The organism is Oleiphilus sp. HI0079 (genome assembly GCF_001635105.1).
Map to the genome: position 1 here is coordinate 1 of NZ_LWFT01000316.1, position 23,322 is coordinate 23,322.

The 23,322-nt window shown below is 47.0% G+C and carries 22 protein-coding genes; 10 read left to right on the forward strand and 12 right to left on the reverse strand.

Going from position 1 to position 23,322, the window contains the following annotated elements; translation table 11 throughout:
• On the forward strand, nt 1–332 hold a 332-nt coding region (locus A3750_RS04280; RefSeq protein ID WP_197474883.1), incomplete at its 5' end, for a phosphatidylserine decarboxylase.
• A 5-nt stretch (nt 333–337) separates the two neighbouring features.
• Here A3750_RS04280 and A3750_RS04285 read toward each other — a convergent pair.
• Genes A3750_RS04285 through efp form a run of 3 tightly spaced genes read right to left on the reverse strand, consistent with a single transcriptional unit; the run spans nt 338 to nt 2,942 of the window.
• Nucleotides 338–1,357, reverse strand: a complete 1,020-nt coding sequence (locus A3750_RS04285) for a DUF3080 family protein (RefSeq protein ID WP_231871709.1) — start codon at nt 1,355–1,357, stop codon at nt 338–340.
• Nucleotides 1,358–1,391: 34 nt separating this feature from the next.
• A complete protein-coding gene (epmA, locus tag A3750_RS04290) occupies nt 1,392–2,333 on the reverse strand; it encodes an EF-P lysine aminoacylase EpmA (RefSeq protein WP_068548039.1) in 942 nt (313 codons plus the stop codon).
• Between the two features lie 36 nt (nt 2,334–2,369).
• A complete protein-coding gene (gene efp, locus A3750_RS04295) occupies nt 2,370–2,942 on the reverse strand; it encodes an elongation factor P (RefSeq protein ID WP_068456541.1) in 573 nt (190 codons plus the stop codon).
• A 219-nt stretch (nt 2,943–3,161) separates the two neighbouring features.
• Between efp and epmB the strand changes: the two genes are divergently transcribed.
• The 3 genes from epmB to A3750_RS04310 all read left to right on the forward strand — a co-directional run bounded on the left by epmB (nt 3,162) and on the right by A3750_RS04310 (nt 8,280).
• Complete coding sequence (gene epmB, locus A3750_RS04300) at nt 3,162–4,184, forward strand: EF-P beta-lysylation protein EpmB (protein ID WP_068456626.1); 1,023 nt, start codon at nt 3,162–3,164, stop codon at nt 4,182–4,184.
• Nucleotides 4,185–4,356: 172 nt separating this feature from the next.
• Entirely contained in the window at nt 4,357–6,165 is a 1,809-nt protein-coding gene (locus tag A3750_RS04305) for a hypothetical protein (protein WP_068465384.1), read from the forward strand.
• A 21-nt stretch (nt 6,166–6,186) separates the two neighbouring features.
• On the forward strand, nt 6,187–8,280 hold the full coding sequence (locus A3750_RS04310) for an EAL domain-containing protein (RefSeq protein WP_068465382.1): 2,094 nt from the start codon (nt 6,187–6,189) through the stop codon (nt 8,278–8,280).
• Between the two features lie 22 nt (nt 8,281–8,302).
• Here A3750_RS04310 and A3750_RS04315 read toward each other — a convergent pair whose 3' ends face one another.
• A complete protein-coding gene (locus A3750_RS04315; RefSeq protein WP_068548040.1) occupies nt 8,303–8,872 on the reverse strand; it encodes a DUF1285 domain-containing protein in 570 nt (189 codons plus the stop codon).
• A 204-nt stretch (nt 8,873–9,076) separates the two neighbouring features.
• On the opposite strand from A3750_RS04315, the gene A3750_RS04320 reads away from it, so the two are divergent.
• The gene (locus A3750_RS04320) at nt 9,077–9,541 is read left to right on the forward strand and encodes a BLUF domain-containing protein (protein ID WP_197474884.1); all 465 of its coding nucleotides are present in this window, start codon (nt 9,077–9,079) and stop codon (nt 9,539–9,541) included.
• Between the two features lie 26 nt (nt 9,542–9,567).
• On the opposite strand, the gene A3750_RS04325 is transcribed toward A3750_RS04320, so the two are convergent.
• Genes A3750_RS04325 through A3750_RS04350 form a run of 6 tightly spaced genes read right to left on the reverse strand, consistent with a single transcriptional unit; the run spans nt 9,568 to nt 14,035 of the window.
• Complete coding sequence (locus A3750_RS04325) at nt 9,568–10,461, reverse strand: radical SAM protein (protein WP_068548042.1); 894 nt, start codon at nt 10,459–10,461, stop codon at nt 9,568–9,570.
• Nucleotides 10,462–10,510: 49 nt separating this feature from the next.
• Complete coding sequence (locus A3750_RS04330; protein ID WP_068548043.1) at nt 10,511–10,969, reverse strand: histidine phosphatase family protein; 459 nt, start codon at nt 10,967–10,969, stop codon at nt 10,511–10,513.
• On the reverse strand, nt 10,962–11,243 hold the full coding sequence (locus A3750_RS04335) for a DUF4389 domain-containing protein (RefSeq protein WP_068548044.1): 282 nt from the start codon (nt 11,241–11,243) through the stop codon (nt 10,962–10,964). The genes A3750_RS04330 and A3750_RS04335 overlap by 8 nt, the downstream gene beginning before the upstream one ends.
• Nucleotides 11,243–12,271, reverse strand: a complete 1,029-nt coding sequence (locus A3750_RS04340) for an NAD(P)H-dependent glycerol-3-phosphate dehydrogenase (protein WP_068465378.1) — start codon at nt 12,269–12,271, stop codon at nt 11,243–11,245. The genes A3750_RS04335 and A3750_RS04340 overlap by 1 nt, the downstream gene beginning before the upstream one ends.
• A gap of 38 nt (nt 12,272–12,309) precedes the next feature.
• Nucleotides 12,310–12,816 carry an STAS domain-containing protein gene (locus A3750_RS04345; RefSeq protein WP_068453756.1) on the reverse strand — a complete coding sequence of 169 codons (507 nt, stop codon included), beginning with the start codon at nt 12,814–12,816 and terminating at the stop codon, nt 12,310–12,312.
• Nucleotides 12,817–12,859: 43 nt separating this feature from the next.
• Nucleotides 12,860–14,035 carry a PP2C family protein-serine/threonine phosphatase gene (locus tag A3750_RS04350; RefSeq protein ID WP_068548045.1) on the reverse strand — a complete coding sequence of 392 codons (1,176 nt, stop codon included), beginning with the start codon at nt 14,033–14,035 and terminating at the stop codon, nt 12,860–12,862.
• A 151-nt stretch (nt 14,036–14,186) separates the two neighbouring features.
• Here A3750_RS04350 and A3750_RS04355 point away from each other — a divergent pair, with 151 nt between their 5' ends.
• Both A3750_RS04355 and A3750_RS04360 read left to right on the forward strand, forming a co-directional pair.
• On the forward strand, nt 14,187–15,638 hold the full coding sequence (locus A3750_RS04355; RefSeq protein WP_156498391.1) for an HD domain-containing protein: 1,452 nt from the start codon (nt 14,187–14,189) through the stop codon (nt 15,636–15,638).
• Nucleotides 15,639–15,710: 72 nt separating this feature from the next.
• Entirely contained in the window at nt 15,711–16,325 is a 615-nt protein-coding gene (locus tag A3750_RS04360) for a TetR/AcrR family transcriptional regulator (RefSeq protein WP_068548046.1), read from the forward strand.
• A 106-nt stretch (nt 16,326–16,431) separates the two neighbouring features.
• Here A3750_RS04360 and A3750_RS04365 read toward each other — a convergent pair whose 3' ends face one another.
• A complete protein-coding gene (locus A3750_RS04365) occupies nt 16,432–16,839 on the reverse strand; it encodes a phasin family protein (RefSeq protein ID WP_068548047.1) in 408 nt (135 codons plus the stop codon).
• Nucleotides 16,840–17,001: 162 nt separating this feature from the next.
• Here A3750_RS04365 and A3750_RS04370 point away from each other — a divergent pair, with 162 nt between their 5' ends.
• The 3 genes from A3750_RS04370 to prsR all read left to right on the forward strand — a co-directional run bounded on the left by A3750_RS04370 (nt 17,002) and on the right by prsR (nt 21,627).
• Nucleotides 17,002–17,823, forward strand: coding sequence for a YiiX/YebB-like N1pC/P60 family cysteine hydrolase (locus tag A3750_RS04370; RefSeq protein ID WP_068456698.1), 822 nt, complete (start codon nt 17,002–17,004; stop codon nt 17,821–17,823).
• Between the two features lie 355 nt (nt 17,824–18,178).
• Nucleotides 18,179–20,272 (forward strand): XrtA/PEP-CTERM system histidine kinase PrsK, encoded by a 2,094-nt coding sequence (gene prsK, locus A3750_RS04380; RefSeq protein WP_068548049.1) that lies wholly within the window; start codon nt 18,179–18,181, stop codon nt 20,270–20,272.
• Nucleotides 20,269–21,627, forward strand: a complete 1,359-nt coding sequence (gene prsR, locus A3750_RS04385; RefSeq protein ID WP_082863067.1) for a PEP-CTERM-box response regulator transcription factor — start codon at nt 20,269–20,271, stop codon at nt 21,625–21,627. The genes prsK and prsR overlap by 4 nt, the downstream gene beginning before the upstream one ends.
• 194 nt (nt 21,628–21,821) lie before the next feature.
• On the opposite strand, the gene A3750_RS04390 is transcribed toward prsR, so the two are convergent.
• Entirely contained in the window at nt 21,822–22,826 is a 1,005-nt protein-coding gene (locus A3750_RS04390) for a tetratricopeptide repeat protein (protein WP_068548050.1), read from the reverse strand.
• Nucleotides 22,827–23,322: the final 496 nt, after the last annotated feature.

Below are 23,322 nucleotides of genomic sequence, written 5' to 3' on the forward strand. Positions count from 1 at the left end.
CGCGTAACGAACGTGTTGTTGCTATTTTTGATACCGACATTGGCCCCATCGCCATGGTGCTCGTTGGCGCGATGATCGTTGCGAGTGTCGAAACTACTTGGGCAGGCTTAGTTGCGCCGATGCGCAAAAATGTTGTGCAATTTGACTACCAACTCGACAACGACATTACCATAGAAAAAGGTGAAGAGATGGGCCGCTTCAAGCTGGGTTCAACAGTGGTACTCTGTGCTCCAGCTGGCAGCATGGAATTCCTTGAAGGCATGACGGCCGAAGCGCCCGTTCGAATGGGAGAACCATTTGCCCGGAAGATTACCCCGAGAGCAAAACCTTGATTAAGTTAGCGCTCTGAGCATCTTGCTTTGAGCGCTTCTTGCGTGAGCAAAATTTTCAGCTTTTCTACATGCTGCTGCACCGCATGACGGGTCTCATTAAAAAGCCTATCTCGCCGCTTCATCCAACTAAGATAATCATTACTCAACAGATCAAAAAATGCGCCCTCGAGTGAAGCGATGGCCGTCGAATTGGCGTACTGTCGTTTACTCAAAGCAGCGGCCCACACTTGCACATCACCAACAAAAAATTTTTGAACAACGTTAGCCAACACATCGAACGAATAGAGCGTCCTCGCAGTACACAATTTTTCTGATGCCAGCACTGAATCAAGCAAATCATTCAATAACTGCATTCTCTTCAGCAAAAGAGCCGTCGCCTTCAATAACGCTCCGCCATCGCCACTCGAAATAAGAAACAACTGCCTCTCAAACAGCTCTCTGTCCGTCCTGACATCTCCGCTCAACCAAGTATCTCGCATTGATACAAGCTTATAAAAAGCCCTTTCCGACTCGCCACTTAAATCAGCACTAGGATACCGTTCAAGCGCTCGAGGCATCTTCCAGAACGCTTTATATTCAGGTCCTCCAAGCACAGAGAGCGCGATGCTTCGATCAAGCCGATCGCGTTTTTGATCAAGCGCGCTCGTTAATTGAAGCGCCAGCTCTTGTTCCTGATTTTCAACCAACGAGGTAATACATTCGGGCGCCAACTCAATAAACCTGAGTGTGCTGATCAGTTTTTGGGAATCTGGGGCAAGTTTACCGAGAGATGCATTGGAAAGCGCAACAACCTCTTGTAATCGACATCCGTACAGGCGCAAAAAATCCAACAGATTGATCGTACTGGCCTGGTTGTCAAACCTTGTCTCTCTTATCACTTTATTTGGTAACGAGGGCACACTCTCATCATCAACTTGAGACGACGAAACTAACTCAAACTCTAGCCGCTCAAAAACATTCTCCAACCGAGACTGATAGTTGTTCAACGCTTCTTCGCCTCGCTCTTTTGAGCAGGCAACCAACACGACGCTGCAAAAGCATAATAAAACGAGAGGCTTGTTAAGCACGATCAAAAGGAAAGGCCAAGACATCTGAGAGTTTATTGGCACCCTGCTTTAACAGGAGCAAGCGATCTAAGCCAAGCGCTACACCAGCGCACTCGGGCAAACCATTTTGCAAAGCAGCCACCAAATGTTCATCCGCATTGACATCTTGCAAACCAAGCTCAACACGAAGCGCTCTGTCTTCTGCGAAGCGACGCGCCTGCTCCTCTGCATCCGTCAACTCATCGTAGGCATTGGCAAGCTCAATTCCTTGCACATAAAGCTCTGCTCGCTTGCCAATACAATCACCATCAACATCCTTTTCGATTCGCGCGAGCGATGCTTGACTAGCAGGATAGTCCATTAAAAAACAAGGCTCGTTAAAGCCAAGGGTTGGCTCAATACAATGACTAACCAGCAAGTCCAAACAGCCATCCCGGTCTAACCCAAGAGCATCGCAGCCGGTTCTTGTTTTGCAGCAATCTCGCAAATCACTCAGCGAAGCCTGGAACGGGTTAATCTCCAGAACATCATGAAACGCTTTCTTATAACTAAGCTTCCTGGGCTCGGGACAACCCAATACGTGACACACAAGTGTCGCTACTTCACTCATTAGCTCGTCCAAGCTCCATCCAACACGATACCATTCCAACATCGTAAACTCAGGATTATGACGTGCGCCCACTTCATTGCGCCGAAAGCTTTTGCAAATCTGATAAATATCACCACTACCATCGGCAAGCAGGCGCTTCATTGCAAACTCTGGCGAGGTCTGCAAAAAAAGCACTGACTCTTCCTCTATACGAAGACTATCGAGGTAAGGGTCGGTCGAACCTGAACGACTTAGAACAGGCGTTTCTACTTCAAGCACACTCCGCTCAAAGAAAAAAGCCCGCAACTGAGCGTACAGCTCAGCGCGGGCTTTTATAGCATCATGCGTGCAAGCAGGCTGCCACATGCAAGTACCTCAAAACTCGATTTTTGACTTAAGCCTTTAGCTCTTGGCTCGGCTAACGTAATCACCAGTTCGCGTGTCAATCTTCAACACCTCACCGATGTTAATAAACAATGGAACGTTTACCACAGCACCGGTAGTTAATGTTGCCGGCTTGGTACCGCCCTGTGCAGTATCACCTTTGAGGCCAGGATCCGTTTCAACCACTTCCAGCTCAACAAAGTTTGGTGGGGCAACCGTCAATGGCGCGCCGTTATATAGCGTAACCACATATACTTCTTGTTCTTTCAACCATTTTACTGCGTCTTCTACTGCTTTTGCATCTGCGCCGTGCTGCTCGAAAGAACCGTCCGTCATCATGAAGTGCCAGAACTCACCATCTGTGTATAGGTACTCCATGTCATGTTCCATGACATCTGCGCCCTCAAGAGACTCACCAGATTTAAAGGTACGTTCCCAGACGCGACCAGTGCGTAAGTTACGCAATTTCACTCGATTGAATGCCTGACCTTTACCCGGTTTTACATATTCGTTTTCAAGAATCGAACATGGGTCGCCATCCAGCATGACCTTCAAGCCGCCTTTAAATTCATTAGTAGAGAAATTTGCCATCTTATCACCCAATCTTTCCCGTTTTGGACGGGTCTCTAAATCAAAGCGCACGGAGTCGCGCGAGCACAGAATAATTGTGCTATCGCATCGACTCGGTACAGTGTAAATTACGCAGCCGCGAAACGGCCTAAAAATTGGCGGCAATCATACACGCTTCAGCCAATTCTGTCGAAACGAAGCCCTAACCAAACGCCACGAACAATGGCCAACGGAAGCCTCATGCCCAATATCAAGCTAAAAAGCATGACCGACACACCCGCGCAACCGTCGCAGTGGAAGAAAATTCTGAGTGCAAGCACTATTTCTGCGCAAGACTTGCTCATCAGGCTTGAGCTGGATGAGCACCCGCTACTCGATCAAAATGCCCCATCTTTTCCACTACGAGTTCCCGAGCCATTTTTGAACAAAATTGAAAAAGGGAACCCCAATGACCCGCTGTTATTGCAGGTGCTACCGCAAGCCCAGGAATCTCTAGACATTGAAGGCTATGCTAGCGAACCTCTCCTGGAGCAGAATTTTTCACCTCTTCCGGGTTTAATTCACAAATATTCCTCCCGCGTACTATTAATTCTCACTCAGTCCTGTGCGATCCATTGCCGCTATTGCTTCAGGAGAAACTTTCCTTACAGCGAACATCAGCAATCTCGCCAGCAATGGCAACAAGCACTAGACTACGTGGCAACAAGATCAGAAATCAGTGAGGTCATCTTAAGCGGCGGAGACCCCTTAAGCTTGTCAGACTCGAGCCTTGAAGAGCTCTTCGACAAGATCGATAGAATCACCTCAGTCAAGCGCATCCGCATTCACACGCGAATGCTTCCAAGCTTGCCCCAAAGAATAACGAGTAGGCTTCTTAAGGTCATTTCAAACTTGCGGTGCAAGGTCATTTTGGTTGCGCACTGCAACCACCCCAACGAATTGGCTAATGATACTGAACGTGCATTTTTACGACTTAAAGAGCATGGCGTCACACTGCTAAATCAATCCGTGATGCTAAGACATATCAATGATGATGCTCAGATATTGCAGGCACTGTCTGAGAAGCTTTTTGCGCAAGGCGTTCTGCCCTACTACCTATTTACGCTCGATAAAGTGGCGGGAGCTGCGCATTTTGATCTCCCGCGCTCTGAGGCCAAACAAATCTACAAAGAACTCTGTGCACAATTACCAGGATTTTTGACACCTAAACTCGCTGAAGAGCAACCCGGCGATGGGAGTAAGCGGGTCTTATCCAACCACTGAAACGAGTAATCATTCAGATGCCTGATTTTTTATTTCAGAGTTTAGGGTTAGACCCGCTACATGCGGCTAAAACCCTGCTATCATAAGTAGATAGGTTAACTTTGCGATTTAGATTCTCGAACATATTTCGCATCAATATTGAAGACAGGCACCATAGGAAAATACAGCAGAGATGTTGGGTCCAGACCTCGAATTATCATTATCAATCCCGGAACAGAATCTGGGCAATTTATCTTTCGCTGACGGCACACCGGAAGCCATCAAAGCATGGGTGGCAGAGTTGCCTATGGCGAATCTGGGTGAAACATCTCGACTGCTATATTCCGCAATCAACGAGCTAAATCGCCTCGGATGTAAGCCAGGCCAAAGATCAAAAATGCTCGAAAGCCTGCGCAAGCCGATCCACTTCGCCTGCACCGAACTCTCAAAACACTTCTTAAACGGGTCTATTACTCCTCAGGAAAAACAGCGTAAGGTGATTAATCTCGTTACGAGCCTACACCTTGCCCTGACTACGGGATACAAAATAGTTTTAGTAGAGACGGTTCCAGAGCTTGGTACAGAATTGGCGCGTAAAAACTTTGCTTGTGCCGCGCATCGAGTTATTACCGAATTAGGCAAGATTCTTCTTCTCAGTTCAAAGCTCTACGTGTACATACCGAAAAACGCGTGGAAAGATATGAACGAAGTCTATCGTTTTAGTGACGATCTTGGCTTAATGAAATATCTCGTTCTCGACGAGGAAAACGAATTCGTAAAAGAAACATCTATCCGAAGAGCCTACAAGCGCAACCTGCTTCTTGCATGTAGTCGTACCAATCAGCTGCGGCAACGGGAGATTGACAACGCATGGAGCGTCTACGAACTATGGTCAGATTATGTTGAACTTGGAAGAAAATACCTGCCTTCGGCTGTATTCTGCGTAAATCTATCCGATGACCGCCCCCCAAAACATAAAAGCCTTGTACATGAAGATCTAGATGAATATTTTCATGGCTTTGACACGGTCGAACTTATAACCCGCATTACTTCTCACATAAGCGCGTCGTCCAAAACAAATAGCAGCGATGTAAAGCATCTAGAAATGCCGGTACATCTATCAAATTCGTTGTTGCAGCACTTACACCATTCTCTTGGCATTTTGACAAAGCGAACCTTTAAACGTATCGCAAGTAGCGGCAAGTTAGATGTCGCGGTTGGCCTAAGCGGGATTCATTTTTACACATCAGGAAAAACGGCCTTTCAGCCTCATCTCTTTGGCATAGAACCGATTGATTTAGACCAAGAAAATGAGCGCAAAGGTCACAAATCATTTAATGATCCTTGGGCAAATGCATTTGATGCTGCAAGCGTCGATAGCGCAAAATCGCTAAAGAGTGAATCGGTCATCGATTACACTAACCATCCTGAGAGCGCTGAGAAAGACTTTCCAGTGCACTCAACCGCACTGATAAATACAAGCCCTGGGGGTTACTGCATTCAGTGGCCAGGCAACGTGCCGAAAAACGTTCAGGCAGGGGAATTACTTTGTGTGCGTGAAACCCCTGAGAAATCATGGAGTATTGCCGTCATTCGCTGGATGCGTCATTCAAAACAACAAGGCACTCAAATTGGCATCGAACTTCTTGCTCCAAGAGCGAGGCCGTGTGCCGTGCAACAGCTGAACAAAACTGGCAAACACAGCGAGTTTTTAAGAGGCTTATTGCTACCGGAATTAAGTAGCATCGGACAGCCAAGTACGCTTGTGACGCCTAGAATGCCGTTTAAAGAGGGCAACAAAGTGCTGCTCCGCTTTAGTGGTGTAGAGTCGAAATGCATACTCTCCAGCACCGTTGCAGAAACAGGTAGTTTCAGCCAATTCGTCCTTAGCACAACGCATATGCTCGACTCAAAGTCTCCCGAATTCGAAGAGACCGAAATCGTGCGAGGAGACGAGTTAAATATTGAAGATGAGTTCGACTCTCTTTGGCCAAGTTTGTAGTTCAAGTGGTTTAGAAAAAAAATGACAAAAAGCACAGAGACCCTCTTCCTATTAGTTTTGGAAGACTCCCAAAATGATGCAGAGAAACTCGTCAGCCTGCTTCGCAATGCCGGTTTAGCTACGCGCGCCAAACTTGTTAGCGACGAAGAAGAGCTAGACGAAGCTCTTTCTAGCGGAAACTGGGATCTGTTTGTTGCTCGAGAATCCGTCGCGGATTTCGACTTAAGCCAAGCCTGCACCTTGATAAAAAAGAACGATCTATACGTGCCACTGATCGTCATTAGCGAAGAGTATGATGAAACCAAAGTGACCGACTTAATGAAAGCCGGCGCACATGACGTTGTTTCAAGCAATCAAGATAAACATTTAGTCGAGGTTGTTAAGCGCGAGATTCAGCACGTTCGAGATCTAAAGCGATTGCGCCGTATCGAAGTTGAAATTCGCGATGTCGAGCACCGCTGTGAGCTACTGCTAGATAGTTCCAAAGACGCGATCGCATACGTCAACGAAGGCATGCACATCTACGCCAACACCTCTTACCTTGAATTTTTGGGTTATGACGACATCGACGAAATGATCTGCATCCCGATCATGGACACACTTGACGCCGCCTCCCAAGAAACCTTCAAGAACATGAGTAAGGATTTCACTGGCAACAATGCGGCCAAGCCGGTCGAGAATGTGTCAATGACAACAATTCGCGAAGATGGTACCAACATCCCCGTCTTAGTTAGCTTTTCGCATGCCAGCTATGACGGAGAATCATGCGTCCAAATCATTCTGAGACCGGTACAAGATTCAGCGGAACTTGAAGAAAAACTCAAGGAAATGAGTCAAACAGATCTACTCACCGGCCTTTTCAACCGCAGCGCCTTTATGGATGCACTTCATACATGTAAAGAAAACGCGGTTAAGGATGATCAAAAGTCTTCTGTGCTCTATTTAGCAATCGACCTTTTTCACCAAGTTAAAGCAAATCTAGGTATTGGCGATGCTGATTTTGTATTGCGCGATCTCGCGCAACTATTGCAAACCGAAGCGTCTGACGGAGACACGCTTGCTCGCTTAAGTGACGATGTATTCGGCGTTATTCTTGAAGGTGTAGACGCTGAGGCGGCAAAAGAAAGATCCGAAACGATTCGCAAAAAAGTAGAAGAACACTTGTTCGATGTCGAGGGCAAAACTGTTCAAGTGACAATGAGTATTGGTATTACGCTCGTTAACAATAATGCGCCGAACATCAAAGACATCCTTGGTCGCGCCCAAACAGCATCGGAGGATGTGCGCAAGCAAGATGGCTGCGAAAACGGCAATGGTGTTCTACTGTTTGAACCAAAAATTGAAAACCCTCTTGGCAACCACGACACCGCGACCGAATTTATAGAGCATGCCTTGGACGACGATCAGTTCAAACTGCTCTTCCAGCCCATCCAGAGCTTGCGCGGCGGCACGCATGAGCACTATGAAGCCTTCGTCAGAATGATTGATGACAAAGGGCAAGAAGTTAGCCCTTACGAGTTTCTTCCACCAAGCGGCCCATCAGAAGTCGCTGGCAAGATCGATAAGTGGGTCATCCTACAAACCATAAAGCAGCTCAGTGAACACCGATCTCAAGGCCACGAGACGCGTCTATTCATAAACCTAACCGGCGAGACTCTACAAGATACGAACTTTATCTCTTGGCTGAATGTCGCCTTGAAAGCGGCGCGTCTTCCTGGAGACTCGCTCATTTTTCAAATCGCAGAGAACAGTGCTATCACCTACCTCAAACAAGCAAAGGAGTTTGAAAAAGGCCTTAAAACGTTGCACTGTAATTTCTCGATCAATCAGTTTGGCCGAGCCATTAACCCCTACAATCTTCTGAAACACCTGAGCCCAGAGTACGTCAAGCTAGAGGGTTCATTCACGCAAGAAATGCAAAAAAGCGATGAAGGCAAAGAGGCAATGAAAGAAATGATTTCTTCACTGCAGGGGATGAACAAGCTTACGGTTGTGCCCTTGGTTGAAAGCGCATCATTACTCGCAACGCTCTGGCAAGCCGGAGTAAACTACATACAGGGATACTATTTGCAACCACCCGCTGAAGGCATGAACTACGATTTCAGCGAGGAGTAACGCACTTCCCAAGAGTTACTGACTAATGGCCGTCTTCATCCATTAGAAAAAAGCGACCGCAACTCCACAACCCAAAATGCCCGGCTTTGTCTGGGCATTCTTGTATAAATTCCGCCAATTCATAATACACTTGCCGGCTAACAAGCGCTTCAAGGTTACGGCGTACACGAACCACCGGCAAAAAGTCTCCATCGTCCGATTTAAGCATTCTGATCGGATGCTCTTCTGACACCTCAAAGGTATCACCGACGTTCGTCGAAAAGAGAATCCGCTGCTGCTCGCCATCTCCCTGCACATCCATTAGACGAACCACAAATGGCAGCAATTCGACCTGAAGCTGCATTTTCTCCGCGGGAGTCACCAGAAAATACGCATCCTCTTCTTTTAGCAAGATTTTAGAGAACAGCTGTATGGTTGCTTCACGTGTCATTGGCGCATTTTGAAACCACCAAGCGCCATCACGTTTGATCGTTATTTCAACGGTGCCTTGTCTCTGAGGCTGCCATTGATCAACCGGAGGCATTTGATTTTCGTACTTTAAAAGCTTGCGCAATTCTTGCGAAAAATTCGGTAGCTCTCTTTTACTCGTCATATGTTTATTCTTCACACAGCTAATGGGGTTGATCAAGACACTTAAGCTTCCACTTTAGCAGCTTTTCTCCAAGGCGACTGCTATAGAAAACCAGCAGTTATATATTGTCCCTGCATCGCATTCTATGGCTGATTGAGTTATTGGCGACATGAACTAAGCTATAAACTGTTTGCTTTTTGGCCAACCAGAAGAGGCAATATCATAGTGAAATCGATTCTGTACGCCAGTAACAGCACGGTCGAATTTCTTCCAACCCAACTAGAGGAGCTAGAGACTGAAGCTTACGAGTCAAACTTAATTCTCGGTATTTCAGGCTATCTCTACTTCGAAGATAGTACCTTTATCCAATATATTGAGGGTCCAGACCGAGCCTTGGATGAGCTATTTGCGCGCATTAGCGCTGATCAAAGACATCGGATAATTCGATCTGTTGCAGAGGAAAAAATATCAGGCAGGCGATTTGCAAGTTGGTCGATGCGCTGGCTCACCAATGAAGAGCTTACAGAAATCAAACTCGAAAACTTGATCATAGACCAGATGAAAATCATGAACGACCTTGGTGCTAAAGAGCCCGACTTCTCCCAGTCCGCAATGCGCATTGTCGATAGCCTTTCCACCCAGCAGAATAAGCTTTCTGCTTCTAGCTCCGCGGCTCGACCCGCTCACTAGTGAGGGCGCTGACCATGCATCGTAATCTATAGACCTCGCTGCCACTCTTCTCTTAGTCGAACATTCTCAGGCTGATTAATCGCCATATCCAACTCTTCCAAAAAGCGTGCTTTGTCTTGGCCTAGCACACCTTTTAAGGGCAAGTAGTTTGAGGCATGGTCTGAACGAAAAGTCGTATTCTCCAACTCCAGATGCTCGATAAACTGATATAGCTCTTTAAACAGTTGTTTTTGCGTTAGCGGCTCCCAATCAGTGAAACGCTCGCGATAACGCTCCTCCCCCATAGGGAAGCTCACTACTAAAGTGGATACAAAGTCTGGCTGCGCCTCATTCACCGCTTTCGCTGAGTTGATAGCATGCTGCTCAGAATAGCGTTGACCACCCAGACCATTGAGCACCATCACCGATGATCTTATTCCTGCTTCGCGGATTTTTTTTAGCGCTGACACAGAACTTTCGTAGCTCTCACCTTTATTCACCATATCAAGAACAAAATCATCACCCGACTCGAGCCCCACATACAGCATCTGCAAGCCGAGCTCACGCAACTCAATTAACTCATCTACCGACTTTTTCGCCAAATTTCTGGGCAAACAGTAGGAAGTCACACGCTCTAAATTTGGGAAGGACTCGCGCAATTTCTCCAGAACAACCCTAAGACGACGCGTCGGTAGAATCATTGCGTCGCCATCCGCTAAAAATACACGTTTAGTGTGAGGCACAGCTTGTGCTACGCGGGCTATATCCGCAAACACCTCTTCGTCTTTACGTGCACGAAACTTCTTTTGTTCTTGGGTGTACATCTCGCAGAAAGTACATTTATTCCATGAGCAACCATTGGTTAGCGGCAAGATAAACGAGAGCGCTTCGCTGGGAGGACGAAAAACGGGTTCGATGTATTCAATCGGGTAATAGTTCATAAGGTCTTAATTGTTTGGTGCTAAATATCAGGTATTGGACAGTAGACGCCTAAGAGAATGCGACACGCTCCATGAGGCCAGTGGCGACAAGCTCGCCTTGCAGATGCACAACTTCACTGGTTTGAAAGTTATAAGGAGTGTAGAGATTGCCATCAAGTAACAGGCTTAACAAATCGCCAAGAAGCGGCATATGCGCAACAACAAGCACACTCTCATTCTCGGAACAGTCAGCAAGTTTTTTAACCACTCGAGCCGGGTCAGAATCTGGACGAAGAAAAGTCTGCACGGTCACTTCAATCTCAAGCGCTTCAGCAAAGCTTTCTGCCGTTTGCTGAGCACGCAGCAAATCGCTGCTCCAGATTTGGGTCACAACACCTTTTAATACAGCTTCCATTTCAGAAACACATTGCTTGGTGTTCGCAATGCCTGTCTCTGTCAGTGGCCGCAATCTGTCATTCGGTGCGTCAAACGATGCCTCACCATGACGACACAAAAACACATTAACCATTGCTGTCCGTTCGCTCTACGCTTTCAGTATCAGTTTGATTAATCTCGCGTTCGGGCCAGTCGGAAAACGGAAAGGGCATCTCATCTTTTTCAAAGCTAACAAACTCCGCTATTTGCTTGAGGTAAATACCCAGTCGCGCCCCGAAGTCCTTTAGCGCTTCATTTGGCTGACCGGATACAACCGCGATGACGCTTTGCAGTAAAGCGATAAAGGCCAGCAGTATGTCCATAAAGCTAAAAATAATACTGAACAGAATAACGTAGACGATTCGCATTAGATCTCATCCTTCGGCAGGGTGTATTCAACATCTGTGTTGCGCTCGGCGAGCATCAATGTTTTTATCACAGCCGAAATCGATTCTCCACCATAAAGCACTTTATAGAGGCCTTGAACCAGTGGCATGTATATATCGTGTTCATCAGCAAAACGCTTTACCTGCTTAAGCGTGTTCACACCCTCGGCAACCTCACCGAGCTCTGCCACAGCTTCATCGAGATTGCGCCCTTCGCCAAACGCATAGCCTACTCGATAATTCCGACTCAAAGGCGAGCACGCTGTGGCGATTAAATCACCAACTCCAGATAGACCGAGAAAGGTCATAGGATTTGCACCTTGTGTTTCAGCAAACCGCCCCATTTCAGCAAGTGAGCGGGTAAGCAGCATTGCGATGGTGTTCTCTCCCAATTTCTTGGCCGCAGCGATGCCGGAGATAATCGCATAGATGTTTTTCAAGGCACCACCAAGCTCAACACCGTAAACGTCGGCACTGGCATAAACCCGGAAATACAAACAGCTAAGTGTTTCTTGAACAATACGGCGAAGATCAGAGTCTTCACTTGCAATCACAGTCGCGGTGATTTCATGCTTTGCGATCTCTTTGGCTAAATTTGGACCACCCATCACACCCACCCTGTTGTGGGGCAACTCGGCGCGCAAGATATCGCTCATCAAATTCAAAGTACCTGGCTCAATACCCTTTGTTGTACTAATAACCATCTGATCGCTGTCGACATAACCAGAAACCCGCTCCACCACATCACGAAAAGATTTGCTGGGGATGGCAAAAAAGATGAGCTGCGCATCGGTAATGGCAAGCTTAAGATCTGTTGTTGCATTGAGGTTCTCGTGCAACACGAGATCGGGCAAGTATCGCTGATTGATCCTAGAGTCTGTAATTTGCTGCACAGCTTCTTCGCTTCGCATCCATAGCGTCACGATATAACCGTTCTCAGCTGCAATGTTCGCAATGACCGTGCCGAAGCTTCCGCCACCAAGCACCGCAATGCGTTTGCAATCGCTCATGTAATTATCTCTGCTGTATTAACGTATAAAACGGCGTATCAACTAGCCTTCGTGGCTACGACGTCGCTTCCTTGAAGTGCATCAACAAGATCACGGAATTTATCGTGATTATTCTCGTTAATATCCATAAGCACTTTGTGTGCATTCAGAACGGTTTGACGCATCTCATCTTCTTGCAGCGGTGTCTGCTCGAGTTCTGCAAGATCTGCTTCACTTTCAATCGGCTCTTTGGTGATAACAAAAACGCTATCAAAACCCATAGATTCAACAATTCGGGTGACGTCAGGATTAGTCGAAACAATAGAGGGGAGGAAATGGGATTTTTCTTTCGCTTTCACAGCAAGCTTAGCCAGCATGCCCAGCGTCGTGCTATCAAGGTGATCTGTTTCAGAAAGATCAACGACAAGACTTCGAAAATTCGGATTCTCCGAGATTTTTTCAATCACAGAATCGATCGTTGAGCATGCATTTAGACGCACCTCTCCAACCAACTTCAAAATATAAACGCCGCTGCAATCAGCCTGTAGTACTTTACACTGGGACATCGCTACTTAACTCTAGGGTTTGCAAGTAACCTCCTACCATACGCTACGAATCATCCTGGTCGCAGACCGTCAAAACGGCTATATCATCTGGCAGCTCATCAATGTCGTCCAATCCCATTGATGTCAAAATTGATTCTATCCCCCCTTGCTGTTTAGAAACAACATCTAATAGTAACTTTTCTTTCTCTTTTAGTGTGTCATTGTGCAGCACTTCTAATATTCCATCGGAAAAGACTGTGATATTGAACTTGGGCGGCAGGTCTCGGACAACGCGCTCAAACTCAGGTTCCGGAAACAGACCTACTGCCACGCCCTTGGCATCCAGATATTCTGTCCCTTCCGGGGTTTTAAGTATTGGCAACGGCAAATGCCCACCAATAGTATAGGTAAGCGTTCTTTTGAACTGATCTAGCACCCCCGCAAACACCGTTAGATGCTTGCCAAGATCAGATACGATTAACTCTTGATTTAGACGCTTTAAAAACTTCACCGGACAACTGATGTCATCGCTAGACTGACGACGATAGTTTCGTAGTAAACGCGCGGACAAGTTTTTCAATAGTACGGTAACAAACGCCGAAGATGCGCCATGCCCTGAAACGTCAGCAAAGAAAAACAAAACGCGATGATCATCAAGCCGGAAGTAATCTAGAAAATCACCACTCAAGTAAAGCGAAGGGCGAATAATGTGGTCAAAGTGAAAGCCGTTTAGCTCTTTTTGGCGCTGCGGCAACATCTTTAGCTGGACCTGAAGGCCTGCTTTTTGATCAGTTCGCAGCTCATGAATGCCTTCTCGCAGCTTTCGATTTCTCTCCTCCAATTCAGAACGCAGACGTTTGTTCAACTTCGCTAGCCGAATCTGATCGAGCGTTCTATGAATGACGGAATCTAGCTTTTCATAATCGCGCACCGGTTTAAGAATAAAGTCCTGAGCACCGGCCCGTAGACATGCGACAACATCACCGGCAGTTTCTGCGATCGATACAATCACGAGGGGGCTGCGTTTTTCGCCATCGAAAAAAGGCAATAGTTCTATTTGCTCGCTGGGGACATCAGCAAAAATAAGATCGGGAGGCTCTTCAAACGTAAGCAAGTGCGCAGTTTCAAGACTCTTAGCGGTTTGAACAAAGTAACCTTTACCGGTGAGGTAGGCGACCAGTTTTTCACGGTCATCGGCACTAGGGTCGATCACCAATATTTGGTCTGAGCTGGGATTCATAACTGCACTGTATTCAACATATATCTTCTGAGTATAGGCTAGCTGATCTCAAGGTAAAGCAAAGACGCAATAATACCAACGTCAGACAAAAACTATCGCTATACTCAGTATATACAAAGCCTACAACAGACTAGATCAAAAAGGATTTCTCTTGCTTCTTCAAGTAGACGACCTGCTCGGCAATTACCACAAACTGATTATGGATCCTGTGCACGGCGGCATACCTGTCTCCCGATTTGAAGTCGCTCTTATTGACCACCCGCTTTTTCAGCGCCTGAGATTCATTTGTCAGAACGACATACTATCTCTGGTGTTTCCTGGCGCTACGCATTCGCGTTTTTTACACAGCGTGGGTGCAATGCATGTTGGCGGGCGCATGTTCATGGCTATGGTGGAAAACGGCCTAAAGAAGCGAAGTCGAGAATTTGGTAGCGAGGTTGATAGCCAAGTTTTAGAAGCAATCAGCTATTTCCATCGTATTGTCCGATGCGCATGCTTGTTACATGACAGTGGTCACAGTAGCTTTTCTCACCAATTTAGTCGAACACAAGCGATACGCGAGATACTCGATTCGACCGACACCTTTAAGCAGCTTTGGAACGGCGCAGACTACCAACACGCATACAAACAGGTGCCCGAGCATATCGAACACGAACACTACTCTGTTCGTGTAGCCCACCAGCTGCTTGAAGAAGCTCACGAGCAACGCAGCGACATCGAAACGAGCGACATTCTCTCACTCATGGAAACCGTGGACGTACGCGTCAGCCAAAGCTTTGAACGGCATGCTCTCGCTATCTGGCCTTTAGTGACCGGCAACAAACCACATATACCACCAACAGATTTTGCCGAAAAATTCAGAACGCTTTTGTCTCACATCGTTTCTGGAGAGCTAGACGCAGATAGAGCTGACTACATGCTCCGCGATGGTTTTCACTCATCCGTCACCATTGGCGGGTTTAATCTTGACCATCTACTGAGCAACCTTCACTTTGGTCTATGCGATCAGACAAACTGGGTCGGCATCGCGATCGCAGAAAAAAGCCTAAGCTCTCTAGAGGACTTTGTGTACAGCCGCCATCAAATGTATCGCCAAGTCTATGCTCACAAAACTGCGCAAGGATTTGACTGGCTACTGCGTGCAGCGATCGAGGAGGTGATGACACAAAGCAATGTGCGTGACCTTGTGACACGTAGCCTTTCACAGCTGGATTTATTCCAACACATTACCGACAGCTATTTCTGGGAAGCATTCCGGCGCTTTAGTATGGAGCAGTCACAGTCTTACAGTCACTGCATACTAAACCGGGTTAAAATGCCTCATTTGGCAACACGCTCAAATCTAAGCGACGAGGAAGTACATACCTACCGCAACTTTCTTGCGAAAGAGAACGAGCTGGAGCCCGGCAGGATAATCGCCACAAGTCTGACCGCGCGCTTCACTAAGATACGCGGAAGTTATGACAGCATGAAGGTTCTAAGTAGTGCAAAAGACGGCCAGCAGGTATTTCGCTTGATCACACAGGCTAGTCAGTTCTTTGAGAAATTCAGCGATGATCGCATTACGCACTTTTATGTTGACCCAAAGCCATTGATTGACTGACCATGCATGCATCCTAAGAACCTTAGCAGACGCACCAACAACAAATTTGACCAAGAGCGGATCTAGCTATTCATGAAGACGCGCGAGCGAATTTTGCACACCAGTCTTGCCTTGTTTAATGAACTTGGTGAACCGAACGTCACAACGCTATTGATCGCTGACGAACTGGATATCAGTCCGGGTAATTTGTACTACCACTTCAAAAGCAAAACCGAAATTCTCAACGAATTGTTCTCGTGGTTCGAAACGAGCATGTACGATATTTTGGTTGTACCTGAGTCAGAAATGGAAATCGAGGACCTCTGGTTCTACCTGCATTTGATCTTCGAAAACATCGCAAAATTTCAGTTTCTGTACAAAGACTTAGTCACGGTCATGGCAAAGTACCCGCACCTCGAAAAGAAATTCCAAAAGATCCTAAACACAAAGAGAAAGGCTTGCTCTTTAGTATTGCAACGCGCAATTGAACAAGGTCGTTTACATGCCAATGAAGCCGAGGTCAGCGCTCTCACCGAGCAAGTCATTCTAATTACCACTTTCTGGCTGAGCTATTCAGTCATTAACGAAGGTGAGGTGCATGATGACGCTCTTGCCAAAGGCGTGTATCAGGTGATGTCCGTAGTTGCGCCATTCTTGGAAGAAGAGCGGCGCGAAATGATCAATGCGCTAAAAGAGGCATATCTTTAAGTCTAGTTGCAGACATTGAGAACACAGTATTCGTGTGAAAGGGAAGAAGCTCTGCGCTCAAGCGAGCATAGAGCCTAAGACTAAACGCTGAACAAAGAAGCGCGTTCTACTTCTTTTTCTTCAGCTCTTTTTCTAACGCTTCTATCCGTGCTTCAAGCGCCTCAAGCGTCTTTTTGTTAGGAATACCCAAACGCTCAAGCGCATCGGAAACCCGCTCATCAAAGACCGATTCAAGCTTGCCAAACGTATTGCTTGCTTTACCACGAACGCCTTCTACCTTTCCTTCGACGGCTTTAAAACGTTTTTCAACAGCGCCGCGCGTTGCCGACTCAAGCTCCTCACCTTCTTTCACCAGCTTCTCAAAAATCTTGCCGGTGTCTTCTTCTGCTTTATTGTAAGCGCCAAGACCGGCTAGCCAGATCTGACGCGCCGACTCTTTAATCTTATCGGACAATTGATGCGCTTGTTCGTTTGCCGAATCGCTAATCGGCGTCTCGTTATCTTTGTGAGCCATATTCTCTTAAACCATTGTTGGCATTAATCTAATTTCGTCCTAGTTTACGAGACTTCTCTGCAACCATACAGTCACAATTTGACAATATTTGCTTTGCTGTTCAGACATTTATTGTCTACACCTTTAATACTAGGCCATCGTTTTCATTCTCGGAATCAATCCATGGGGTTTCAAACTAAAAGCAAGCTCATCGCGTTTTTCACGCGACTGCTAATCAGAGAGCGCCCGCCCAATCAGATTCCGATGAGTGATTACGAACGCATGCGCTACGAAATCAAGCCGGGCGACGTGATCTTAGTCGAGGGCCGAAGTCGTGTCAGTGATGTTATAAAAACAGTGACGCAAAGCCGATGGTCTCATGCTGCACTGTATATAGGCCGAATCCATGAAATAGAGAACCCCCATGACCGGCAACGTCTCAAAAGCTTCTTTGATGGACAGCCTGATGTACAGCTGATTGTCGAAAGCGAGTTAGGGATGGGAACAGTGGCGCGTCCACTTTCCGTGTATGACCGCGATCACGTGCGTATTTGCAGACCCAAAGACATTACCTATCGTGATGCTCAGAAAGTGATTCAGCACGCGATATCCCGACTCGGGACCGACTACGACATCCGGCAAATATTCGACCTGCTGCGTTTTTTCTTTCCTTATTTGATCCTTCCGAGGCGCTGGCGCTCGAGCTTATTTTCTACTCACCCAGGAAAAACGACAAAAACAGTGTGCTCTACAATGATTGCCGAAGCATTTGGCTCAATCCAATATCCGATACTGCCAATGATCAAGCGCTCGGAGGAAGGCCACGTAAACATATATCGAAGAAATCCAAAACTTTGTACCCCCAGTGATTTCGATTACTCGCCCTATTTCGACATCATCAAATATCCATTTACAAACTTTGCAGAATCAGAGCCCCACTATCGCAAACTCCCATGGCTCAGCGAAGAAAAGCTCACAAAAGATGAATCAACAAAAGATCAATAGAAACATACACATACAAAAGATTACCTAAATTAATTTCTAGGTGTAATTACAGTCTGCCACAAATACAGCCCTACTTATTCCAAAAAGTGATCATCTTTTTGACAGTTTCAATTTGCGAAATGCCAATTTTCACTAATACTTGTCGGTACCGACGGTGTACGCACCGTTGGGGAAATGAAAGACTTTCATGGATACTACTCGCACTTATTGCCGGTTGTGTTTGGTAGCACACCCGGCTTTTTTTTTGCCTTTTCGCCCTTAAGCACCACCCTTTCGCTCTTCCCTGTTACACTTGTTGATAAGCTTTTAACATTTGGCTCAATCACGCTCAAAAAATGGAAGACAAACTCAAACGATGGATCTTAGCTTCCCCGTTATAGGCAATGCGACTGGCGTTGTTACGTTCGCTCTGTTATGCATGTATATGCTGCGCAGTGAACACCGCCGCACCACTGATAAAGCGCTTCTGGCTGCCGCTTTCTGTTCCGCATTGTGGCTCGGGTTGTTGTGCGCGCAGTCGAGCGGTTTTGAAATCCCTTTCACGATTCGCTATAGCATAGAACTTCTAAGAACCCTCTCATGGTTCATTGTTCTCTACTCGATACTTGGTATATCGCCTTTTCCTAGAAAATTGAAAATTGATCCTCAGTTGTTATTTAGCTCTGGGATCATCATTTTGCTCAGCGCCACCATAGCACTCATCAATCTTCAAGCGTGGTTGGGTATAAACCTTGTTGATGGGCGAAGCTTACTCATCCTCAATGTACTGGTTTCGCTCGTAGGCATCCTTCTGCTCGAACAAATCTGGCGTAATTCGGCAATCTACACTCGAGCAGGCATCAAGTACCTAAGCTTGGCGGTCGCTACAATCCTCGCCTATGACTTTGTGATGTATTCCGACGCATTGCTATTCAACCATTTGTCAGGCGCTCTATGGGATACCAGAGGCGCAGTAAATGCCCTCGCCACACCGCTTATCGCCACCACGCTAATCACCCGCAAAGACAAGCCTATTGGTATTCACATCTCGAGACAGATGATCTTCCACACAACCACACTAATGCTTGCTGGTGTTTATCTGATCTTTGTTTCTGCGGGTGGTTACTACATTAACGTTTTCGGAGGTACCTGGGGTGAAGCGCTGCGTGTTTTATTCGTCTTTTCAGCAGGCATCTTTCTGATCCTCGTCATCAGCTCCCCGAATCTTCGAGCACGCACGATGGTTTTTATCTCGAAGAACTTCTTCGACTATAAATATGATTATCGAGATGAATGGATCAAATCAACGGCCAGCCTGCAGTCTAGCGATGCGCAAGATACTCTTCCATTACGTAGCACCCGAACACTAGCTGAGTTGGTTCAAGCACAAGCTGGCGCCATATGGGTTCGTGATGAAGACAATAATTTCGCTATCAAATCACAGTTTGGTTTTACAGAAAGAACACTCTCTCAAATAGATCAAGATTCTGACCTTGCTCACTACTTTGAAGACAACGACTGGATTATCAACCTGACGGAGTTCTTGGCGGACCCAGAGAAATACGACCTCATTGAAATACCAGAAGGGATCTTAGGGGCTGAAGAGCCATGGTTGATCGTTCCTTTAAAGAGCAATAACAGACTATCTGGATTTGTATTTCTGGCAAAACCCTACATGCCAATGGAGCTAAACTGGGAGAACTACGATTTGCTCAAGATCGTTGCTCAACAGGCATGCAGTCATCTCGAGCAACATAGATCCGAAGAGCAGCTTGCGCAATCCCGCCAATTTGAAGCGGTCAACCAAACCTCAGCATTCCTTATTCACGATATTAAGACCATTATTGCGCAGCTATCTCTGATGGTAAAAAACGCACCTAAACACAAGCACAAACCTGCTTTTGTTGATGACATGATCAACACGACCCAGCACTCCGTTGAGAAAATGGAACATTTGTTGGCACAGATTCGTAACCCAGGGCAGCATGAACAGGTGCGCGAGGTAGACCTTTGCGATTTGCTTGCAAACATCTGCCTAGAAAAAAAATCTAGCTCGCCAACTCCAAAACTGGTGCTGCATGAAGAACATATCTGGGTTAACGCAGACGTACAGCAGTTAGCCTCAGTTATTGAACACATCACCCAAAACGCAATCGAGGCCTGCGATCGAGATGGGCAAGTTGAGATCTCTACTAAAACCAGTGCAGATGAAGCCTTCGTCTTTATCCAAGACAACGGTATTGGCATGACGCCCGAATTTATTAAGAATGAACTCTTCAAACCGTTCGCAAGCACCAAAGGTCTCACAGGAATGGGCATAGGCGCATATCAAAGCCGAGAGTACCTGCGAAAAATTGGCGGTACAATCAACGTAACTAGCGAGCCAGAGCTAGGAACTTGTTTTACACTTAGAATTCCACGTATCAAAATGGATGAACAGTTGATGCAAACAAAGGAAGCACGAGCGTGAAAAAAAACTTACTCATTGTCGAGGATGATCCAGGCCTTCAAAGCCAGATGCGCTGGTGCTTCAATGACGACGTGGAAGTCCATATGGCTTCAGATAGAGAAAGTGCCATTTCCTTGCTGCGTCGACATGAGCCTGGAGTTGTCACGCTTGATCTTGGCCTACCTCCAGACCCAGGGGGCGCAACTGAAGGCTTTTTAGTGCTAGAAGAAATCCTCCAACTCGCCCCAAAGACTAAAGTCATTGTGGTAACCGGACGCGAAGAAAAAGAAAATGCCGTTCAAGCTGTCGGCATGGGCGCCACTGATTTTTTCCACAAACCGCTAGACGCAGACATTCTGAACTTTATTGTAGAGCGAGCTTTTCGCATGCAAGAACTCGAGACTGAAAACTCGCGTCTGAAAAAAACACAGGCCGGCTCCGGCATACCCGGAGTTATCGCCAGCAGCCCATCTATGATGAAAGTTTGCAGAACTATCGAAAAGATAGCACCGGCGGACGTATCCACCTTACTTTTGGGAGAGACAGGCACCGGTAAAGAGGTGCTAGCTAGAGCCTTGCACAACCTCAGCCCTCGCTCCGATGGTCCATTCTCAGCGATCAACTGCGCAGCGATTCCAGAGAACCTGCTGGAGAGCGAATTATTCGGCCATGAGAAAGGCGCGTTTACCGGCGCTCATCAGCAAAAAAAGGGCAAGGTTGAACTTGCACATGGGGGCACCCTGTTTCTCGATGAGATTGGTGACATGCCGGCATCCCTGCAACCAAAGATGCTCCGTTTTCTGCAGGAGCGAGTCATCGAACGAGTAGGCGGCGTGAAAGAAATTCCTGTCGATGTACGCGTTGTTTGTGCAACACATCAAGACATCGACAGCCTTATCCAGAGCAACAAATTTCGTGAAGATTTGTACTACCGCGTGAGTGAGATTAGCTTAAATATTCCCCCTTTACGCGAGCGCGAGGGTGATTCTGTACTGATCGCCCAGGCCCTCTTAAAGAGCATTGGCAGCGACATGAATCGCGAAGATTTGCGCCTTTCTGAAGATGCCATGACGGCTATTCGTCATCATGATTGGCCAGGTAACGTGCGTGAGATGATTAATAAAATAAAGCGTGCCGCCATTATGACCGATGGACGCAACGTTAGCGCAGAAGACCTAGAGCTCGAGGGGGAGTTTCTTAACCTACCCGAGGGTTCTCTAAACCTTAAGCAAATACGAGATAACGCTGAAAAAACCGCTTGCCAACAGGCTATCCAAAGCGCTGCAGGCAACATGGCAAAAGCAGCGAGAATACTCGGCGTCACTCGCCCAACCCTTTACTCTCTAATAGAAAAGCATGCTATCAAAACAGCTTAGTTGAGCGCCAAATTAGCGATTGAGAGTGATCAAGCGAAGGCTTTTCGATTGGCCGAATTGGCGTATAGCACCAAAACCATACACAACTTCGAAAAACCCGCTTGATGGCACTGAGAGCTCTGCAAAACCCAGCCCTTCAGACCAAGATGAGCGGGATAGATCCCACCGAGTACGTGGGATCACAAAGCACTGAGCTACCCTGCAGCCTTAGCCTCATTGAAGTGCGCTTGAATTTCCGCATTATCGGGCTGCATCTCAGCGGCCTTTTCCAGATACGGCAATCCCTCAGCGGTTTTACCAAACTTGTGCAAAACCCACCCATAACTGTCCAAGACAGCAGGACTATTAGGCGCAAGCTCAGCAGCGCGGGCTAAAAGATCTAGCGCCCTCTCATCGCCTTTTTCGTAGTAGAGCCAACCAAGGTTATTCAATGCAGCAACTGAATCAGGACGTTGAGTTAAGAGTGTTTCGTATACCGTTTGCGCTTTATCGACATCACCTTTTTGCTGGCTTTCCATGCCAACCAACAGCATCGCTAGTAAGTTATCAGGTTGCGCTGAATACCAGTCTGCGAGAAACGCCGAACGTGCCTTTTGGTCTTTCAAAAGCCCTAGAACCCGATGCAGTTTTTCTGCAACTGCAGGAGCTTTGGATAAACTCCAAGCTTTCTCATAAGCGCTTCGGGCAACCGTATATTCCTTTTTAGCCATCGCAAGATCGCCTTTCAAGGCCGGCAGAATGTGCCCCAATTGCTCGGCCTGCTCATCCAGCTGAGCGAGCATTTTCTCCGCCTCGTCGAATCGTTCAGACCGTATTTCAACCTCAGCAAGTACTGCAACAACACGGACATTTCCAGGGTTCGTTACAAGACTTCTAGCCGCCACATCCCGCGCTTTATCTAACTGCCCGGTTTTGAGGTAATCAATCGCCCGAGAGTAATCAATCACCGCCTTAACATCTTTTAGTTCAGCACCCTGATCAGGCAGATTATCCATAGCGTCAGCGTAATAGCGCTCCGCTCCGGAGATATTTCGATTGCTTAACGCGATACGAATCAGGCTTTGATACGCAGCCAGAGACTGATCTTCTCTCGCACGCTGAGCAAGTTTTCTTAGAGCATTCTCCTGCCCATTCACACGGCTCTCAGCCTCATACAAACCAGCGTACGCACCAATGCTGTTTGGACTCAATTCAAGCATTGCTTCGAAATACTGCTTCGCCGCTTCATTCTTGTTTTCAAGCAGGGCATTACGGCCCAGTGCACCNTGAATGACTGCCCGCTGACTATCTGCTTAGCCAATGGTGCAGCGTTTTTAAGCAACATACTTGATTCTGCTATATCGCCGGTTGTCGCCAAAAACTGTCCCGCAATAAAATTCGCAGTGTAATTATCAGCATGCTTTTTCGCGTTCGAGACCAAGATCTCTTTCGCTTTGTCTTGCTCGCCATTTCTGCGGTAGTAGGATGCTAAATCCACTAAAACCTGACGCTGTTTCGGGTCAAGCTCGAATGCTTTTTGAAGATGAGGCAACTCCTTGTTCCGGTCGGCATTTGGCGTGCTACGATAAAAACTCGCGAGCGCGAGCTGCAGACGGACATTCTTTGGAGCCAAACCTGCGGCCTTGATAATGGCGGCCTCGCCTTTATCGTACTGCCCGTCCGAGACGGCAGCCAAACCATAAAGCGCCAGTATCT

What these genes read in the sequence shown, in the direction of transcription:
- epmA (WP_068548039.1), bottom strand. Translation starts at nt 2,333, where the DNA reads ATGTGGCAGCCTGCTTGCACGCATGATGCTATAAAAGCCCGCGCTGAG.
- efp (WP_068456541.1), bottom strand. Translation starts at nt 2,942, where the DNA reads ATGGCAAATTTCTCTACTAATGAATTTAAAGGCGGCTTGAAGGTCATG.
- epmB (WP_068456626.1), top strand. Translation starts at nt 3,162, where the DNA reads ATGCCCAATATCAAGCTAAAAAGCATGACCGACACACCCGCGCAACCG.
- A3750_RS04305 (WP_068465384.1), top strand. Translation starts at nt 4,357, where the DNA reads ATGTTGGGTCCAGACCTCGAATTATCATTATCAATCCCGGAACAGAAT.
- A3750_RS04310 (WP_068465382.1), top strand. Translation starts at nt 6,187, where the DNA reads ATGACAAAAAGCACAGAGACCCTCTTCCTATTAGTTTTGGAAGACTCC.
- A3750_RS04315 (WP_068548040.1), bottom strand. Translation starts at nt 8,872, where the DNA reads ATGACGAGTAAAAGAGAGCTACCGAATTTTTCGCAAGAATTGCGCAAG.
- A3750_RS04325 (WP_068548042.1), bottom strand. Translation starts at nt 10,461, where the DNA reads ATGAACTATTACCCGATTGAATACATCGAACCCGTTTTTCGTCCTCCC.
- A3750_RS04330 (WP_068548043.1), bottom strand. Translation starts at nt 10,969, where the DNA reads ATGGTTAATGTGTTTTTGTGTCGTCATGGTGAGGCATCGTTTGACGCA.
- A3750_RS04335 (WP_068548044.1), bottom strand. Translation starts at nt 11,243, where the DNA reads ATGCGAATCGTCTACGTTATTCTGTTCAGTATTATTTTTAGCTTTATG.
- A3750_RS04340 (WP_068465378.1), bottom strand. Translation starts at nt 12,271, where the DNA reads ATGAGCGATTGCAAACGCATTGCGGTGCTTGGTGGCGGAAGCTTCGGC.
- A3750_RS04345 (WP_068453756.1), bottom strand. Translation starts at nt 12,816, where the DNA reads ATGTCCCAGTGTAAAGTACTACAGGCTGATTGCAGCGGCGTTTATATT.
- A3750_RS04350 (WP_068548045.1), bottom strand. Translation starts at nt 14,035, where the DNA reads ATGAATCCCAGCTCAGACCAAATATTGGTGATCGACCCTAGTGCCGAT.
- A3750_RS04360 (WP_068548046.1), top strand. Translation starts at nt 15,711, where the DNA reads ATGAAGACGCGCGAGCGAATTTTGCACACCAGTCTTGCCTTGTTTAAT.
- A3750_RS04365 (WP_068548047.1), bottom strand. Translation starts at nt 16,839, where the DNA reads ATGGCTCACAAAGATAACGAGACGCCGATTAGCGATTCGGCAAACGAA.
- A3750_RS04370 (WP_068456698.1), top strand. Translation starts at nt 17,002, where the DNA reads ATGGGGTTTCAAACTAAAAGCAAGCTCATCGCGTTTTTCACGCGACTG.
- prsK (WP_068548049.1), top strand. Translation starts at nt 18,179, where the DNA reads ATGGATCTTAGCTTCCCCGTTATAGGCAATGCGACTGGCGTTGTTACG.
- A3750_RS04390 (WP_068548050.1), bottom strand. Translation starts at nt 22,826, where the DNA reads ATGCTTGAATTGAGTCCAAACAGCATTGGTGCGTACGCTGGTTTGTAT.